Raw genomic sequence first — 16,968 nt, forward strand, 5'->3', positions numbered from 1 at the left:
ATCATGTTTCGAAAACAGTTAGAAAGTTATGCGCACCAAGTCGAGACATTCTTCGAGCAGCTTCCTTGGAAGAAGGGAGTGCTTGAGGAGAGTATGAGTTACTCCCTCATCGGCGGCGGAAAACGGATCCGACCTGTCTTAGCTTTAGCTGCGGCAAAGGCTACAGGAGGAGATGTAGAATGTATTCTTCCTGCTGCCTGTGCACTAGAACTCATTCATACATATTCGTTGATTCATGACGATTTACCGGCGATGGACAATGATGATTATCGGCGGGGCCGCTTATCCAATCATAAAGTCTTTGGAGAAGGAAAAGCTATCCTTGCTGGGGATGGTTTATTAACCTATGCCTTCGAGCTTATTGCCCAACCCATCAACGAAGTTGCTGCTGATCGTCAACTCCGCGTAATTCGAGAAGTAGCAAGGGCGGCAGGACCGGAAGGAATGGTGGGGGGCCAAGTCGCTGATTTGGAGGCCGAGGGTAAGAATCTTACCTTACCCGAGATAGAGCAAATTCATAGGATGAAAACGGGAGCGATGCTCGTAGTCTCGGCCCGTTTAGGTGCGATTCTCGCGGGGGGAACAGAAGAAAAGATTGAGGCTTTAACCCGTTATGCTCAAGCCATTGGGCTCGCGTTTCAGATTAAGGACGACATCTTGGATTTGGAAGGGGATAGCAAGACCCTGGGAAAGCCAGCACACAGCGATATTCAACAGCACAAATCCACTTATCCCTCTTTATTGGGTTTAGAAGGAGCAAAAGCAGAGCTGAAAGCAAGAACGTCTGAGGCTCATGCCGCTTTAGAGACTTTAACTGATCGAGCCATTTTCTTGCACGATCTGGCAGATTATATAGCAGAACGGAAACATTGAGGTGAAGCATGACCATCATTCCAGGAATTTTTGATAATACGATTTTAATATCCGCAGTAACTGCATGGTTGATTGCTCAGGTGTTAAAAGTCATCATTAATTTTACGCTTCATAGGACCTTCGATATAGGGTTTCTTATCAGCTCCGGAGGATTTCCTAGCTCGCATTCAGCTACGGTCAGTGCTGTAGCTTTAGGAGTGGGGAAGTATTATGGATGGGATTCACCTATTTTTGCTGTTGCGGCTATTTTCGGTATGATCGTAATGTATGATGCAGCAGGAGTGCGCCGTGCGGCTGGGAAACAAGCTGAGGTCATTAATCAGCTTGTGGCGGGGTTATATAACCAAATGTCAAATTTATCCCAAGAGAGGCTCAAAGAGCTGATAGGACATACCCCTTTTGAAGTCTTCGCAGGGGCTATCGTCGGGATTGTTGTGGGGCTATTAGTTTGATGGAGACTTGGGAGGGTAACTGTTGGGATATAAACGTAAAAGCTGGAAGCATTTTCTCTTCATCTTCCTGCTTAGCTTTGGTCTAGCGGTTGTCGCTGGATTAGGCACTGAGATTCTCATGGAACGAACGAATATTTTAACGGCTTGGATACTTTTACTTATAATCATTGTTATTAACATTGGATTTGATGTCATTGGAATTGCAGCGACAGCAGCTACGGAGAAGCCGCATCATGCGAAAGCTGCGAACCGAGTTCCTGGAGCTCGCCAAACGGTTTATTTAGTACGAAATGCGGATACCGTCGCTAATTTTGCTAATGATATCGTAGGGGATGTGACCGGAGCCCTAAGCGGTGGTATGTCTGCCTCTATAGTTTTGGAAATAATTAAAACCTACCCTGAGTTAGGGCCTCACGAAATTTGGATAAACACTCTGATGATTGCGTTAGTAGCGTCTTTAACGGTTACCGGAAAGGCGTTAGGTAAATCCCTTGGAATCCATGAGGCAGATGAAATTATGGGCCGAGTGGGGAGTGTTATTGCGCGTATAGAAGAGACTACGGGGTGGTCCTTCACGGACAAAAAACGGAAGGGGGGGAAGCGTAGTGGGGATTCTCGAAAGAATTAACGAACCTAATGACTTAAAAGCATTGAATTATCCCGAACTGCAAAAGCTTGCCCAAGAAATCCGAGAGGAAATGATTGAGGTCGTATCGACCAATGGAGGACATTTAGCTCCAAACCTAGGAGTTGTCGAGCTGACACTTGCACTTCACCGGGTGTTTGAAAGCCCGAAGGATAAGATTATTTGGGATGTGGGACATCAAACCTATATCCATAAATTGCTTACAGGACGACAGAAGGATTTTAAAAGCTTACGGCTTTATCACGGTTTATCAGGATTCCCTAAACGCTGTGAAAGCCCGCATGATTGCTTTGAAACTGGACATTCGAGCACTTCAATCTCGGCGGCTGTAGGTTTTGCAAAAGCTCGGGATTTAAAAAAGGAAAAGTGCCAGGTGATTGCGGTTATTGGGGATGGGGCTATGTCCGGAGGAATGGCATATGAAGCCTTGAATCATGCTGGACATAGTAAGACGAATATGATCGTCGTACTTAATGATAACGAGATGGCGATCTCCCATAATGTTGGGGCCATGGCTTCTTATCTAAGTCGCTTGCGCACCAACCCTCGTTATGATCGAAGCAAAGATGAAATTGAGAACTTACTCAAAAAAATCCCAAAAGTAGGCTCGAAAATGGCTAAGGCTGCTGAAAAAGCGAAAGATAGCCTAAAATATCTACTTGTTCCTGGATTATTGTTTGAAGAGCTTGGCTTTACCTACCTCGGCCCGATTGATGGTCACAATCAAATGGCAATGGAACAAGTCTTTGAACAGGCTAAGCAGGTCAAAGAGCCTGTGCTTGTACATGTGCTGACTAAAAAAGGAAAAGGGTATGGACCTGCCGAAAAAAATCCGGATGTCTTTCACGGAGTGGGGCCATTTAACAAGGAGACGGGGGAAATTAACAAGAAACCAGCCCCGCCGACCTATACTCAGGTATTCGGAGATACTCTCTGTCAGATTGCCGAAGAAGATTCAAGAGTTGTAGCGATAACTGCCGCCATGCCGGGTGGCACTGGACTAACGAAATTTGGACAAAAATTCCCGGACCGTTTCTTTGATGTGGGGATTGCCGAACAACACGCCGTGACGTTTTCTTCTGCTCTTGCCCTAGGAGGCTTGAAACCTGTTGTATCCATTTATTCCACGTTTTATCAAAGAGCCTATGACCAGGTACTTCACGATGTTTGCCTCCCTGGGGCAAATGTCGTTATGGCAATTGACCGGGCCGGAGTGGTGGGAGATGATGGTCCGACCCACCATGGGGTTTTTGATATATCCTTCTTACGAGTCATCCCTAACCTCGTTTTCATGGCTCCAAAGGATGAAAATGAACTTCGTCATATGTTAAATACAGCATTGAAGCTTGAGGGTCCAGTCGCTCTGCGATATCCACGCTCTGTAGGCCAAGGAGTTGAACTGGATGAAGAATTGAAGGAACTTCCTTTAGGGAAAGCAGAAGTACTTCGCGAAGGAAAAGACGTGACCCTGATTGGAATCGGCCCCATGGTCTATACCTGTTTGGCAGCAGCTCAAGAATTACACCATCGTGGAGTGGAAGCCACTGTCATTAATCTCCGCTTTATTAATCCAATCGATCGGGAGACCATTCTTCGCTATGCGAGAATGACAAAACGTATGATCACCCTAGAGGACCATATGTTGGCTGGTGGTATGGGGAGTGCAGTCCTGGAAGTTATCAATGATGCGGGATTGACCGATGTGGCGGTTGAACGGTTAGGCTATGACGAGTATGTAGAGCAGGGAGCCATCTCCTTGCTTCATCAAGCGTATGGGTTATCAGTCAAGGGAGTATTAACAGCAGTGGAACGATTAAAGGTCTTACAGCGGATTGAGGGGAGAAACCGTGTCTAAGGGTAAAGAACGGCTTGATGTTTTGCTTGTTAAGCAAGGACTTGTAGCGAGCAGGGAGAAAGCTAAGGCAATGATTATGGCAGGATTAGTTTTCTCAGGTGGGCAACGTTTGGATAAACCGGGTCTTGACCTTCCGGAGAGTACTGTGCTCGAGCTAAAAGGGGGAGCCTTACCCTATGTTTCCCGTGGAGGGCTCAAGCTTGAGAAAGCTCTTAAAGCATTTCCACTATCCATGAAAGAAGCGATTGTTGCAGATATCGGAGCTTCTACCGGGGGGTTTACAGATTGTGCTTTGCAAAACGGTGCAGAACGCGTCTATGCCATCGATGTAGGATACGGTCAATTGGATTGGAAATTAAGAAGCGATCCCCGAGTCGTCTGCATGGAACGGGTCAATGCACGCTATCTGGATGAAAACTCTTTGCCAGAAAAAGTAGACAATGTCGTCTCTGATGTAGCCTTCATCTCTGTGACTAAGATCTTTCCGGCGATGCTTGCCATTCTCAAAGATAAGGGACAAGTTATCACCTTAATTAAGCCCCAGTTCGAAGCTGGACGAGAGCATGTCGGAAAAAAAGGGGTCGTGAAGGACCCTCAGGTACATGTTCAGGTTATAGAACATGTACTTGAAGAAGCGGAGAAATTGGGCTTTACGGTGAAGGGGTTGGAGTTTTCTCCAATCCGCGGGCCAGAAGGAAATATTGAATATCTTGCGTGGCTTATGCGTGAAGAAGAGATGGGAATACCTTGGCGTAAACTCGCTCCCGAGATTGTCCAGAAGGCGCAAGAAGGAACGGAGTGAGTCTGTGGATCGAGTTGGATTGTGGATCAATCACAGTAAACCTGAAGCAAAACTCTTAGGTCACCAACTAACCCAGTGGTTTCAGGCCAGGGGATGGGAAGCTTATAGTCAATGGGAGGAGATAACCTCTCAAGGTGTTAATTTCCTTATTTCTCTTGGTGGAGATGGAACCCTTTTAGAAGCGGCCAGGGAGGCCGCGCCGTACCAGATACCAGTCCTTGGAGTGAATCTGGGGCGGCTCGGATTCCTCTGTGAGATTGAAAGGGATGAAATCTATCTGGCACTCGAAAAGGTTCTGCGCCAAGAGTATAAAGTTCAAGAACGACTTATGCTTACCGCCTCCATAAAAGGCACAGATAAGAGCGAGTACACCCTACAGGTACTCAATGATGTTGTTTTTATGAGGCACACTTCTGACGGAATGGTTACGCTCCAGGCAAATCTTTCAGGTGAGCCTTCTGTGAGTTACCCTGCGGATGGATTGATTGTTGCTACTCCCACGGGATCGACCGCCTATGCTTTATCGGTCGGGGGACCCATCATTAGCCCCGAGGTACAGGCGATTTTGATTACTCCACTGGCGGCACATTCCTTATCTGCACGCCCTATGGTGGTCTCTGATCAAGAGAAGATTGATATTCTTTTGGCCCGAGGAACTGAATGTAGGGTAACCTTTGATGGACGTCAGAGTATTCTTTTGCGACCTGGTGAAACCGTACGAATCGAGACGGCGCCGATCAAAGCTTTGCTCATCCGATTAGGAAAAAGAAGCTTTCCAAGTGTAGTAAGAGAAAAGTTAAGGGATCGCTGGCATGATTAGACGACTTCAAGATATTCAAGGCTTTCTTCGGGAAGTCCTTAAACCATTTCTTCATCCTGGAGACATCGCCCTTGATTTAACTGTAGGACGTGGCAGGGATACGCTTTTTCTCGCAGAAAATATAGGAGAGACGGGTCAGGTCCACGCCTTTGACGTTCAAGAAAAAGCTCTCGAAGAAACACGGAAGCTCCTTATTGAAAATGGCTTAGAAGAGCGGGTTCACCTTCATCACTTGAATCATGCCCGCTTACTTGAAAAGGTTCATTCTTCTGTCCAGGTCGCCATGTTTAATTTAGGATATCTACCTGGGCATAGTCATGAAATCACCACGCAAGCCTCTTCGACGATTCCTGCCCTTGAAGCGGTATTAGAACTCCTTTGCATAGGTGGAGTTGTTGCACTCACGGTTTATCGGGGGCATGAAGGGGGAAATGAGGAAGCTCAAGCGGTCGAAATATTTCTGCGAGGTTTACCGCGACGGACCTATAGTGTCTTACGTGGAGAATATACGAACCAAGGGGAAAACACACCGTATTGGATTTTGGTTCAAAAGAACAAGGGGGATATTGGATGAAAGCCCGACGGCAGATGAAGATTCAAGAAATTATTACTAAGCAATCGATTCATACTCAGGAAGAGCTCGCCGAACGATTACGTCAAGAAGGCTTTGATGTCACTCAAGCAACAGTCTCTCGTGATATTAAAGAAATGGGCTTGATTAAAGTTCCTACTTCGGATGATGACTATCGATATGCCGTTCCCGGGTCGGCTCAGCCAACGAATTCTCCAGAACGATTAAAACGTCGAATGAGAGAGACTGTTGTTACGGTTAATGATAGTGAAAATTTGATTGTCATTCGAACCATTCCAGGAAATGCCCAGGCTCTCGCTGACTTGATCGACAAAAGTAATTGGGAAGAAGTGATTGGTACTGTCGCTGGGGATGATACGATCTTACTTATAGTTAAACCCCTGAGTGCAGTTCCGACCATCCGAACACGGATGGCCCGCCTCATGGAATAGTTCGTCATGGGATAAGGGGGAGAGGGATAGATGTTATCTGAATTGCACGTAGAGAATTTTGCCCTGATGGAAAAAGTAGAGTTGCATTTTTCTTCTGGATTAACGATATTCACAGGAGAGACTGGGGCAGGAAAATCCATGCTGATTGATGCCCTAAGTGTTTTATTAGGGGGAAGAGCAAGTGCTGATTTTATCCGTCATGGAATGGAAAAAGCTTTGGTTGAAGGCATTTTTGAAGAATGTCCTCAGGCCGTGCTCGACCGTTTAGACGAAGCAGGGTATCCGGTCGAAGAGGGACAACTTTTTCTATCACGTGAAATCAATCGCAATGGCAGAAATATCTGCCGTTTACAAGGACGGACCGTTCCCTTGAACCTTTATCGGACCTTAGTTCAGGGCCTCGTTGATATTCATGGACAGATGGAGCATCAGTCTTTATTTCAACCCGAAACTCATCGCGGATTACTCGATGCCTTTGGGGGAGAGAAGCATATGAAGCTTCTCGATGCAGTGAATCAAAGTGCTCGCGACTATCGAAATTTACTTAGTAAAGAACGACAACTTGTTCAATCCGAAGCTGAGAGGGAGCGTCGTGAAGATCTCTTACGTTATCAGATTGATGAAATCACAGAGGTGGATCCCAAACTCGATGAGGAAGAAAACCTACAGCTTGAAAAGAAACGGCTAGGCAATGCAGAAAAGATAATGAGTATTACCTCTGAAGTTTATGCTAACTTATATGAAGGAGCAGATACTCCTTCGGCTTATGATTTAATTGGCCGGTGTAGGAAAGCCCTTCAGGAGCTTGCACGTTTAGACGAGGAATGCAGTTCGATGCTTGAACCGATCGAAGCTGTTTATTATATGATTGAAGATCTCGCATCTCAAGTGAATACCTATCAAGAAGACTTTGAATTCGAGCCAGGTCGTCTGGATCAGATTGAAGAGCGGTTGATTCAATTACAGCACTTGAGAAAGTATGGACTTAGCATTGATGCGGTTTTACAGACTAAGGAAGAGATGGTCGAGGAACTTCTGACTATTTCCCACCTTCAAGAAGAATTGGAGGCTTTACGTCAGGAGAAAGAAACAAACCTCAAAGACTATCAAGAAAAGGCGACTCAATTGTCACTTGAGCGGAGGAAGCAGGCTGAGCGCCTTGAAAAGGGCCTGCAAGGTGAACTAGCAGATCTTGGGCTTGAGAAAAGTCGTTTTGAAGTTCGCTTTACAGAAATGGATGACCCACAGATCGGGGGAAGTGAAGAGATTGAATTTTACTTCTCGGCTAACCTCGGAGAACCCCCAAAACCTCTTGCTAAAGTCGCTTCCGGCGGAGAAATGTCTCGCCTCATGCTCGCTCTTAAAAGTTTGCTCGCTCAGATTGAAAGCGTCGGAACCTTTATCTTTGACGAAGTAGACAGTGGCGTAGGAGGACGTACCATCCTAAAGGTTGGGGACAAGTTGGCAAGGATCTCTGAGAACAAACAGGTATTTTGCATTTCGCATGCTGCTCAAGTAGCTGCTTACGGAGATCATCATTTTGGTATAGAAAAAGAGATCGTTAATGAACGAACTCGATCGCGCGTTGAATTGTTGTCTGAAGAGGAAAGGATTCATGAACTTGCTAGAATGCTCGGTGGAGATGAAGCTAAAATTGCTTTGGACCACGCTGAAAAATTATGGAAAAATGTTCATGGATAATCTCATAAAAATTGATTATAGTGGAGATTTTAAGATAGAAGGCTAATTTGGCCTTCTGTTTTTTTATTTGGAAATCATGGAACGTATTATACAGGATGAAAAGAAAGCAAGTTGGATAATTTAACAGTAGATTTCAATTTAAATACGTATTTCAATCAAATTCGGGGAGAAAGGAAGAAATATGGGGAGACAAAAAGACGGAGGGTGATAAGAGAGTGAAAACGAAGAGAGCCATGGTCTTCGCAAGTGTTCTTCTCTGTACCTTCCTCAGTCTTAACCCAACTATCAGACAAATAGCACAACTTCCCGAGCATCGGGAACAAAGCCAAATCACAATGCCTCAACTCACCGGTGTTTTGTCTTATCTGATAGAAGCGAAAGAGACTTCAAGGACAGATGCAGTCATGGCCACAAAAACGGACAAATCAGAAGTGATTCAAATATCCTATAAACTCTTTGGAATTTTTCCGTTGAAAACCAGCGAAATTGAGGTCATGCCAAATCTTAGACTTCTCCCAGGTGGACAATCTATTGGAGTGAGCTTGCAAGCTAAGGGTGTGATGATTGTTGGACAAGCAGCGGTTCAAGGTAAAGAAGGAAAATTAATTTACCCTGCAAAGGAAGCTGGCATTGAGGTTGGAGATGTGATTCTAAAGATCGATGGTTTAGATGTGCATTCAGACCAAGATGTTGCAAATGCTATCCATCGAGCAGGTGAAAAACAAGGCTTCTCGGAGATCCTCTTAAATCACAATGGACAACTTCTTCAAAAACGTGTAAACACGGTGTATTGCTCAGAAACAAGGCGTCATCGCATTGGACTCTATGTTCGCAATGAAGCTGCTGGAGTAGGAACCTTAACGTTTTATGAACCAACGAGTAAAAAGTATGGAGCCTTAGGACATGTTATCAATGATGCAGATACCAATCAAAGAATTGAAGTGTCCAATGGAAATGTAGTAGCCTCAACGATTTACGCGATCGAAAAAGGTAGACGAGGACATCCCGGAGAAAAAATCGGATCATTCGTTAATCAATCCAAGTTCACTGGAAATATCGAAAAAAATAGTGTTTCAGGAATTTTCGGTTCCTTAGAAGGTGAGATAGTCAATCCCTACTTTAAAGAGCCTGTTCCTGTAGCTTGGGAATCTGAAGTTAATGAAGGACCTGCGAAAATATATACCGTTCTTGAAGGAGAAAGAATTGAAGAATATGAAGTTCAAATCGAACGAATCATGCGGAATAGAACCGATAGTAAAAATATGGTTGTCCGGGTGACTGACCCTAGGTTACTCGACAAAACAGGCGGGATTATCCAAGGAATGTCGGGAAGCCCGATCATACAAAATGGAAAAATAATTGGTGCTGTTACTCATGTCTTTGTGAATGACGCTTCTCGTGGCTATGGAGTCTTCATTCAAAATATGTTGAAGGAAGCAGAACTTCTCGAGAAGAAGAAGGCAGCATAACCTAACTAATTGGCTTCTTATCCCTTTCAGCGGGACGAAAGTACTCGCTGGAAGGGGTTTTCTTTGAGAATTATAAAAAAATTATCGCAATTTACCCGAGAATAGTGTTGTACAGACAAGGTTTAATGTTATACTATACTAGGTACTTAAATGAAGTGCACCTTTTTTAATGGTAAATTTTTGTTAAGCTTGTAAATTTTTTAGCAAGAAGCAGGAAAATATTAAATAATTGTCGAATGACTAAAAAGTACTTTGCATTCCGAAGCAAGGGGGAGCAGTTTTTTATGCAAAAACCCATCAGAGTCTTACTAGCAGACGATAACCGAGAATTTGTTGAGGTATTAAAGGAATACATAACTCGGCAAGAGGACATGCAACTTGTTGGAATTGCCTATCACGGGAACGAAGCTTTAGACCTAATTTACCGTGAACAACCTGATTTAGTGGTTTTAGATATTATCATGCCGCATCTGGATGGCTTAGGAGTCTTGGAAAAGATTCAAAGTGATATTCAGAAGCCGCATGTTATTATTTTAACAGCCTTTGGTCAGGAAAGCATGACTCAACGGGCCGTGCAGCTCGGTGCGGATTATTTTATCCTGAAGCCCTTTGATCTGGAGACCTTAGGGAAAAGAATTAGGCAATTGCAGGGTACTGAGCCAATTGCGAATTTGAATCCTAGTTTACATGGGACTTTTTCTGCAGGAAACACTGGTATAGCTTCCTTTAATTCTAATACTAATTCTAATTCGACACTTGTTTCTCCAAACAATACACGAAACTTAGAAGTTGAAGTGACTCGAATGATTCATCAGATGGGAGTTCCAGCACACGTAAAGGGTTATCAATACTTAAGAGATGCTATCGTAAGTGTAGTCCAGGAAGTATCCCTCCTCGGTGCGGTGACCAAAGAACTCTATCCGATGATTGCGGATAAATACAACACCACCCCAAGTCGGGTAGAGCGAGCGATTCGTCACGCCATTGAACTGGCCTGGGATCGTGGGAATATTGACTTTATGAATCGATTCTTTGGCTACACTATTAATGTCGATCGTGGTAAACCTACAAATTCTGAATTTATTGCGATGGTAGCTGATAAGCTGAGAATGGCAAAAATGATGTGATATACCCATTCAATGCTATGACATAGAACCATTTTTTATCGTTTAGTTCTGTGTAATGAATAGTTTGTTACTAACACCTTCCTTCAGCCCTTATTAGGTATGATGGGAGGTTTTTATTTTGAAGTTTTATAATTTTGACGTAAAGGTGCAGAGAGAATTGATAAGGCAACGGAAAAAATAATTCACCTATCGTTTTGGTTGATAATACAATAAGCATGGCTATTACTTCAAAATTATGTAAGTGAAGATGCAACTCCTATTACCCCTATTGTAACAGCAAGCATCGAGCGCGAATGTAACAGCGCCTTAGAATCGTATAACATTACAAATTGATGCAGAAAATAAACTTGTAACGGGTTATGTTGCATTCAGTATTCGTCACTTCCAAGGGAAATGCTCTGACGAAGCAGTAAAAGTAGACGGGTACAAAGACTACATGTCGTATTATTTAGCGAATAAGTAATCGATCCAAAGCTCTTGCGTCGTAGATGCAAGAGCTTATTGTTCTTTCATCCGGAAGGATATTGGACAAAGGTTCTTGAATAATATCATATTGAATATTCAAATTCCTCAATAGGAGGGCTAAACTTGTTTCATCACGATGAGCTGGAGGGGCATATAGACCGATCTGAATACGAAAAATTGAGTGCACAAGTGAACAGCCTGATTGAGGTTCAGACCTTGCTTTCAGCGATTATTAATTCTACCCAGGATGCAATCTCTGTCGTCGATGAAAACGGGTTAGGAATCTTAATCAATCCTGCCTATACACGACTGACAGGTTTAACAGCAGAGGATGTCATCGGTAAGCCTCCCACAGTAGATATCGCAGTTGGAAAGAGTATGCATATGCACGTCTTAAAGACAGGAGAAGCGGTTCAGAGGGTTTCAATGAAAGTGGGACCTAAGGGAAGAGAAGTTCTGGTTAATGTGGCGCCGATTCATGTGCAGGGTAAAATTCGCGGTTCTGTCGGTGTAATCCATGATGTATCTGAGATTCGAAAGCTTTCCGAGGAGTTAGAAGGTGCCCGGCGCCTGATAAGGCATTTGGAAGCTAAATATACCTTCAAAGATATTATTGGGGAAAGCGCAGTGATGAGAGAAGCTGTCGACCAAGCACAGCGAGCTGCACAGACGCCAGCGACTGTTATGCTTCGAGGAGAGAGTGGAACCGGAAAAGAACTTTTTGCGCATGCCATACATCAAGCTAGTCTACGTCTTAAGGATCAGTTCATCCGCGTGAACTGTGCAGCTTTAACGGATAATCTACTGGAGAGTGAACTCTTTGGTTATGTCGAGGGGGCATTTACTGGAGCCAAACGAGGTGGGAAAATCGGGCTTTTTGAGGAAGCAAATAAAGGAACCCTTTTTCTTGATGAAATCGGGGGAATCAGCCTAAATCTCCAGGCCAAGCTTCTACGTGTTCTCCAGGAAAAAGAGCTTGTTAAAGTGGGAGATAACAAACCTGTAACGGTAGATGTCAGAGTGATTGCTGCGACGAATCTTAATCTAGAAGAAGAAGTCCGAGAGGGTCGCTTTCGTGAAGATCTCTATTATCGCCTGAATGTCATTCCAATTTTCATCCCCCCTCTAAGATGTAGGCGTTCAGATTTACCATCGTTGATTCACCATCTCATCCGTAAATTCAATCAGGACTATGGACGGTGTGTAGAAAAGATTGGAGAAAGCGCTTTAGATATTCTTAATCACTACGATTGGCCAGGTAATGTACGTGAATTGGAAAATGTCTTAGGCCGAGCCATTATTAATATGCGAATAGGTGAGACCGTTATCGAGGAAGGTCATCTCCCGATTTTAGAGACCATTCCTTCACTATCCCCTTCATCGAGGGGAGCGAGCGAGGCAGCAAAACTTGAAAATGCTTTGATGGCTACGGATTTAAGCATGGGTTTTGAAGCCCTTCAGAAGAAGTGGGAAAGAGAGATTGTTCAGCAGGCATTAATACAGTCAAGTGGAAATAGAACAAAGGCAGCACAGCTTTTAAAAATGTCTATCCGCAATTTTTACTATAAATTAGAGAGGAATGAAATAGAGTAAGCTTAAAGAATAATGTAGAAATAAGGTAAGATAAAGAATAAAACTAAAGAGTAAAGGTAAATCGTAAAAGGCAAAGAATATAAAAGCTATGAGCATATGAAGAAAACTGCAGGCATCGCTTTGCAGTTTTGCAAGAAATTGCATGGTCATACTTCAAAAAAGGTTCACTCGAGTGAGCCTTTTTTTTGATTAATGAGTGAATCCTCCCACCACAGGCTTTAAAAATTTTAATAATTCTGAATATGATTACCAAGCTGTCCTGGCATTCCTTTTGCAATACCTATAGGTATATCAAAAAGGCTATGTATACTTCTCAAGACCTATCGGAGTTGTATCAATGCTTAAAGCGGAAGGGGATTGAGTATGGGTATGTTTGATACGATGGAAAGGTCAGATTACGAACAGCTCGTCTTTTGTCAGGATAAGGCGTCTGGGTTGAAAGCAATTATCTGCATCCATGATACGACTTTGGGACCGGCTCTTGGGGGCACTCGGATGTGGAACTATCAGACTGAGGAGGAAGCTATTCGGGATGTCATGCGATTAGCACGGGGTATGACATATAAGAATGCAGTAGCGGGCTTGAATATCGGGGGCGGAAAAACAGTCATTCTCGGGGATTCGCGGACTGAAAAGAGTGAAGAACTCTTTCGAGCGCTCGGGCGGTTTGTTCAAGGCTTAGGTGGCCGTTATATTACGGCGGAAGACGTCGGTACAAACGTCCAGGATATGGATTGGGTGCGATTGGAAACGCAATTTGTGACAGGAGTCTCATCCTCGTACGGCTCTTCAGGGGATCCTTCCCCGATGACCGCCCGGGGAGTATGGCGTGGGATAAAAGCAGCAGCTTATGAAGTCTATGGGTCAGCCAATCTTTCTGGGAAAACGATTGCTGTGCAAGGTTTGGGACATGTCGGACGGTATTTGGCGCACCATCTTGCAAACGAAGGAGCCCGACTCATTGTCACGGATCTTAATTCGGAGGCAGTACGCCAGGTGGTTAACGAGACTGGAGCAACGGCTGTGAATCCAGAAGAAATCTATGGCGTCGAATGCGATATCTACGCCCCCTGCGCCTTAGGTGCTGTGATTAATGATCTTACGATCTCACAACTAAAGTGTCGTATCGTTGCAGGTGCAGCTAATAATGTCTTGGCTGAAGAGAAGCACGGCGATCAACTCGATGAACTCGGGATCCTCTACGCACCGGATTATGTTATTAATGCGGGTGGAGTCATCAATGTTGCAGATGAACTCGAAGGGTACAATTATGAGCGGGCCCTAAAGAAGGTAGAAGGAATCTATGACAATCTAACTAAGGTCATTGCAATAGCGAAAAGGGATCACATCCCTACCTATCAAGCAGCGGACAGAATGGCAGAAGAACGAATCGAGAAAATAGGGCGAGTGCGGAGTACATTCTTGCGTGTTTAGGTGAAACCCCAGTACCTAGAATAGCCGAAAGAAGGGGGTAGCTATATGCGAAAAGTAGAGTTTGAGGAGGATCGCTGTAAAGGGTGTGAACTCTGTGTTGAGGTATGCCCAAAGCAGATCATCGTCATGGGAGAGCACGTTAATTGGATGGGCTTTCATCCAGCCGTGATTACAGATGAGGAAGCCTGCATCTCCTGCGCCTTCTGTGCCAGGATGTGCCCGGATACCGTCATCACGGTGAGGAGGGAGGAGAAAAAGCATGACTAAGGTACTGATGAAAGGAAATGAGGCGTTAGCAGAAGCTGCAGTGAGAGCAGGGTGTCGCTTCTTTTTTGGGTACCCGATCACTCCACAAAATGAAATCCCCGAATACTTATCCTGGCGGCTTCCGCAAGTGGGTGGAGTTTTTGTCCAAGCTGAATCAGAAGTGGCGGCAATTAACATGGTGTATGGGGCAGCAAGTGCAGGTGCCCGAGTGATGACCTCTTCTTCCTCTCCTGGAATCAGTCTTAAGCAGGAAGGGATAAGTTATATGTCTGGATCAGAGCTCCCTTGTGTTATCGTCAATATGCAAAGGGGTGGGCCAGGACTCGGAGGAATTCAACCAGGCCAATCGGACTACTTCCAAGCAGTGAAGGGCGGAGGTCATGGGGACTATCATCTTCTTGTTTTGGCGCCAGCAACAATACAAGAAGTTGTAGATTTAATGGGAAAAGCCTTTGATCTCGCTGACAAATATCGAAATCCGGTCATGATTTTGGGAGACGGAATATTAGGGCAAATGATGGAAACCGTCGAATTACCAGATGAGGAGCTCCCTGTACAATTGCCTTTAAAGCCTTGGGCTTTGACTGGCGCAAAGGGACGCTCCCCGCAAGTGATTCATTCCTTATTTCTGGATCCGGAGAAGCTTGAGCAACATAACCTTCACTTAAAAGCGAAGTATGACACCATGAAGGAACATGAAACGATGGCAGAAAACTATCTCACGGAGGATGCAGAGATTATCCTAGTGGGTTATGGCTCAGCGGCTCGAATTGCCAAGGCTGCAGTGGAGCAAGCGAGAAAACTAGGAATCAAGGCAGGTCTCTTTCGTCCAATTACACTCTATCCTTTTCCGACAAGAGAAATCCGTACTGCGTGTGCCGGTGCAACTCAAGTCTTAACCGTGGAATTGAGTTTAGGCCAATTGATAGAGGATGTGCGCTATCATCTGGAGTTCAAGCTTCCTGTTCATTTCTACGGCCGTGTAGGGGGAATGGTTCCCACTACGCGTGAGATTTTGACAGAGGTTTTGCGCCTCGTTCAGGAAGGGGGAGCAGAATGATTACGGTGTTCGAACGTCCGAAGGCCCTGACCCAAGCGAAGACTCATTATTGCCCTGGCTGTACTCATGGAATTATTCATCGCTTAGTTGCTGAGGTTATTGATGAGTTAGGAGTACGAGAAGAAACGATCGGAGTGGCTCCAGTAGGATGCTCCGTTTTGGCCTACAACTATTTTAATTTGGATATGGTAGAAGCGGCACATGGTCGTGCGCCAGCAGTTGCTACCGGAATCAAGCGGGTTCATCCAAATAAAGTCGTTTTTACCTATCAGGGGGATGGGGATCTTGCGGCCATTGGCACAGCGGAGATTATTCACGCGGCGGCTCGCGGCGAGAAGTTTACCACTATTTTTGTAAATAATGCGATATATGGAATGACGGGTGGACAGATGGCTCCCACCACTCTTGTTGGTCAAGAGGCCATGACTGCTCCCCAAGGGCGCGATCCTCAATCCCAAGGTTACCCGATTCGAATGTCTGAGATTCTAGCCACTTTGGACGGGGCAGCGTTCATCGCTAGGGTATCTGTGCATAATCCACAGGAAGTTATGAAGGCGAAAAAAGCAATTCGTAAAGCGTTCGATGATCAACTGAATAAGAAAGGCTTTACTTTAGTTGAAGTCTTATCAACATGCCCGACAAACTGGGGACTGACACCTTTAGAAGCGCTCAAGTGGCTGGAAAAGAACATGATTCCTTATTACCCCCCTGGGACTAAGAAAGAACTTGGGGAGGTGTGAAGGATGCTGCAAGAAATCATCCTCGCTGGATTTGGTGGCCAGGGTGTCATGTCGATGGGGCAGCTTCTGGCCTATGCCGGAATGTATGAGGATAAGCATGTAAGTTGGATTCCCTCTTATGGCCCAGAGATGCGAGGTGGAACAGCAAACTGTGCCGTGACGATTTCTGATATACCTATTTGTTCCCCTATTGTGAGCGAACCTAATACTTTAATAGTCCTGAATCGACCTTCTTTAGAGAGGTTTGAAAAGGAGGTTCGACCCGGAGGTCTGCTTCTGATGAATTCCACGTTGATTCTTACAGAGCCCCAACGGGAGGATCTCCGTATCCTAAAGATTCCCGCGGATGCTCTTGCCAATGAGAAATTTGGGAATAGTCTTGTAGCAAATATGATCATCCTAGGTGCCTTACTCGAACTCACACAGGCAGTTTCTGTGGAATCTGTAGAGAAAGCACTGAAGAAAGTTTTGCCCGATTATCGGCATTCGCTCATTCCACTCAACCGAGAAGCCTTAGAGTTTGGGAAGGAATTTGGGAAAGCATATATCAGTGCATAATGACTATTTTAAGATCACATTGGATCAAGATAAGATAATTAAGGTTATGTGCAAAAATATATATGACGATTTATGAGCTGTCT

The 16,968-nt window shown here is 44.7% G+C and carries 17 protein-coding genes; all 17 read left to right on the forward strand.

What is annotated here, in order from left to right:
* Positions 1-3 precede the first annotated feature (3 nt).
* The 17 genes from ACZ42W_RS08530 to ACZ42W_RS08610 all read left to right on the forward strand — a co-directional run bounded on the left by ACZ42W_RS08530 (position 4) and on the right by ACZ42W_RS08610 (position 16,885).
* Positions 4-873 carry a polyprenyl synthetase family protein gene (locus ACZ42W_RS08530; protein ID WP_464169973.1) on the forward strand — a complete coding sequence of 290 codons (870 nt, stop codon included), beginning with the start codon at positions 4-6 and terminating at the stop codon, positions 871-873.
* 8 nt (positions 874-881) lie between these two features.
* Positions 882-1,325 carry a divergent PAP2 family protein gene (locus ACZ42W_RS08535; protein ID WP_464169974.1) on the forward strand — a complete coding sequence of 148 codons (444 nt, stop codon included), beginning with the start codon at positions 882-884 and terminating at the stop codon, positions 1,323-1,325.
* 22 nt (positions 1,326-1,347) lie between these two features.
* Complete coding sequence (locus ACZ42W_RS08540) at positions 1,348-1,953, forward strand: hypothetical protein (protein ID WP_464169975.1); 606 nt, start codon at positions 1,348-1,350, stop codon at positions 1,951-1,953.
* Entirely contained in the window at positions 1,931-3,826 is a 1,896-nt protein-coding gene (gene dxs, locus ACZ42W_RS08545) for a 1-deoxy-D-xylulose-5-phosphate synthase (protein WP_464169976.1), read from the forward strand. The genes ACZ42W_RS08540 and dxs overlap by 23 nt, the downstream gene beginning before the upstream one ends.
* Positions 3,819-4,628, forward strand: coding sequence for a TlyA family RNA methyltransferase (locus tag ACZ42W_RS08550; RefSeq protein ID WP_464169977.1), 810 nt, complete (start codon positions 3,819-3,821; stop codon positions 4,626-4,628). Before dxs ends, ACZ42W_RS08550 begins: the two co-directional genes overlap by 8 nt.
* A 4-nt stretch (positions 4,629-4,632) precedes the next feature.
* Positions 4,633-5,448, forward strand: coding sequence for an NAD(+)/NADH kinase (locus ACZ42W_RS08555; RefSeq protein ID WP_464169979.1), 816 nt, complete (start codon positions 4,633-4,635; stop codon positions 5,446-5,448).
* On the forward strand, positions 5,441-6,022 hold the full coding sequence (gene mnmM, locus ACZ42W_RS08560) for a tRNA 5-(aminomethyl)-2-thiouridylate-methyltransferase MnmM (RefSeq protein ID WP_464169981.1): 582 nt from the start codon (positions 5,441-5,443) through the stop codon (positions 6,020-6,022). Before ACZ42W_RS08555 ends, mnmM begins: the two co-directional genes overlap by 8 nt.
* On the forward strand, positions 6,019-6,471 hold the full coding sequence (gene argR / locus ACZ42W_RS08565; RefSeq protein WP_464169982.1) for an arginine repressor: 453 nt from the start codon (positions 6,019-6,021) through the stop codon (positions 6,469-6,471). The genes mnmM and argR overlap by 4 nt, the downstream gene beginning before the upstream one ends.
* Positions 6,472-6,501: 30 nt before the next feature.
* Positions 6,502-8,172, forward strand: coding sequence for a DNA repair protein RecN (gene recN / locus ACZ42W_RS08570; RefSeq protein ID WP_464169984.1), 1,671 nt, complete (start codon positions 6,502-6,504; stop codon positions 8,170-8,172).
* Between the two features lie 215 nt (positions 8,173-8,387).
* Entirely contained in the window at positions 8,388-9,641 is a 1,254-nt protein-coding gene (gene spoIVB, locus ACZ42W_RS08575) for a SpoIVB peptidase (protein ID WP_464169986.1), read from the forward strand.
* A 284-nt stretch (positions 9,642-9,925) separates the two neighbouring features.
* Positions 9,926-10,768, forward strand: coding sequence for a sporulation transcription factor Spo0A (spo0A, locus tag ACZ42W_RS08580; protein WP_464169987.1), 843 nt, complete (start codon positions 9,926-9,928; stop codon positions 10,766-10,768).
* A gap of 588 nt (positions 10,769-11,356) precedes the next feature.
* Complete coding sequence (locus ACZ42W_RS08585) at positions 11,357-12,826, forward strand: sigma-54 interaction domain-containing protein (RefSeq protein ID WP_464169988.1); 1,470 nt, start codon at positions 11,357-11,359, stop codon at positions 12,824-12,826.
* A gap of 363 nt (positions 12,827-13,189) precedes the next feature.
* Positions 13,190-14,260 (forward strand): Glu/Leu/Phe/Val family dehydrogenase, encoded by a 1,071-nt coding sequence (locus ACZ42W_RS08590; RefSeq protein ID WP_464169990.1) that lies wholly within the window; start codon positions 13,190-13,192, stop codon positions 14,258-14,260.
* 45 nt (positions 14,261-14,305) lie between these two features.
* The gene (locus ACZ42W_RS08595) at positions 14,306-14,527 is read left to right on the forward strand and encodes a 4Fe-4S dicluster domain-containing protein (RefSeq protein WP_464169992.1); all 222 of its coding nucleotides are present in this window, start codon (positions 14,306-14,308) and stop codon (positions 14,525-14,527) included.
* Entirely contained in the window at positions 14,520-15,587 is a 1,068-nt protein-coding gene (locus ACZ42W_RS08600; protein WP_464169993.1) for a 3-methyl-2-oxobutanoate dehydrogenase subunit VorB, read from the forward strand. Before ACZ42W_RS08595 ends, ACZ42W_RS08600 begins: the two co-directional genes overlap by 8 nt.
* On the forward strand, positions 15,584-16,327 hold the full coding sequence (locus ACZ42W_RS08605) for a thiamine pyrophosphate-dependent enzyme (protein WP_464169994.1): 744 nt from the start codon (positions 15,584-15,586) through the stop codon (positions 16,325-16,327). Before ACZ42W_RS08600 ends, ACZ42W_RS08605 begins: the two co-directional genes overlap by 4 nt.
* A gap of 3 nt (positions 16,328-16,330) precedes the next feature.
* A complete protein-coding gene (locus ACZ42W_RS08610; protein ID WP_464169995.1) occupies positions 16,331-16,885 on the forward strand; it encodes a 2-oxoacid:acceptor oxidoreductase family protein in 555 nt (184 codons plus the stop codon).
* Positions 16,886-16,968: the final 83 nt, after the last annotated feature.

It is taken from the genome of Desulfitobacterium elongatum (genome assembly GCF_055378975.1).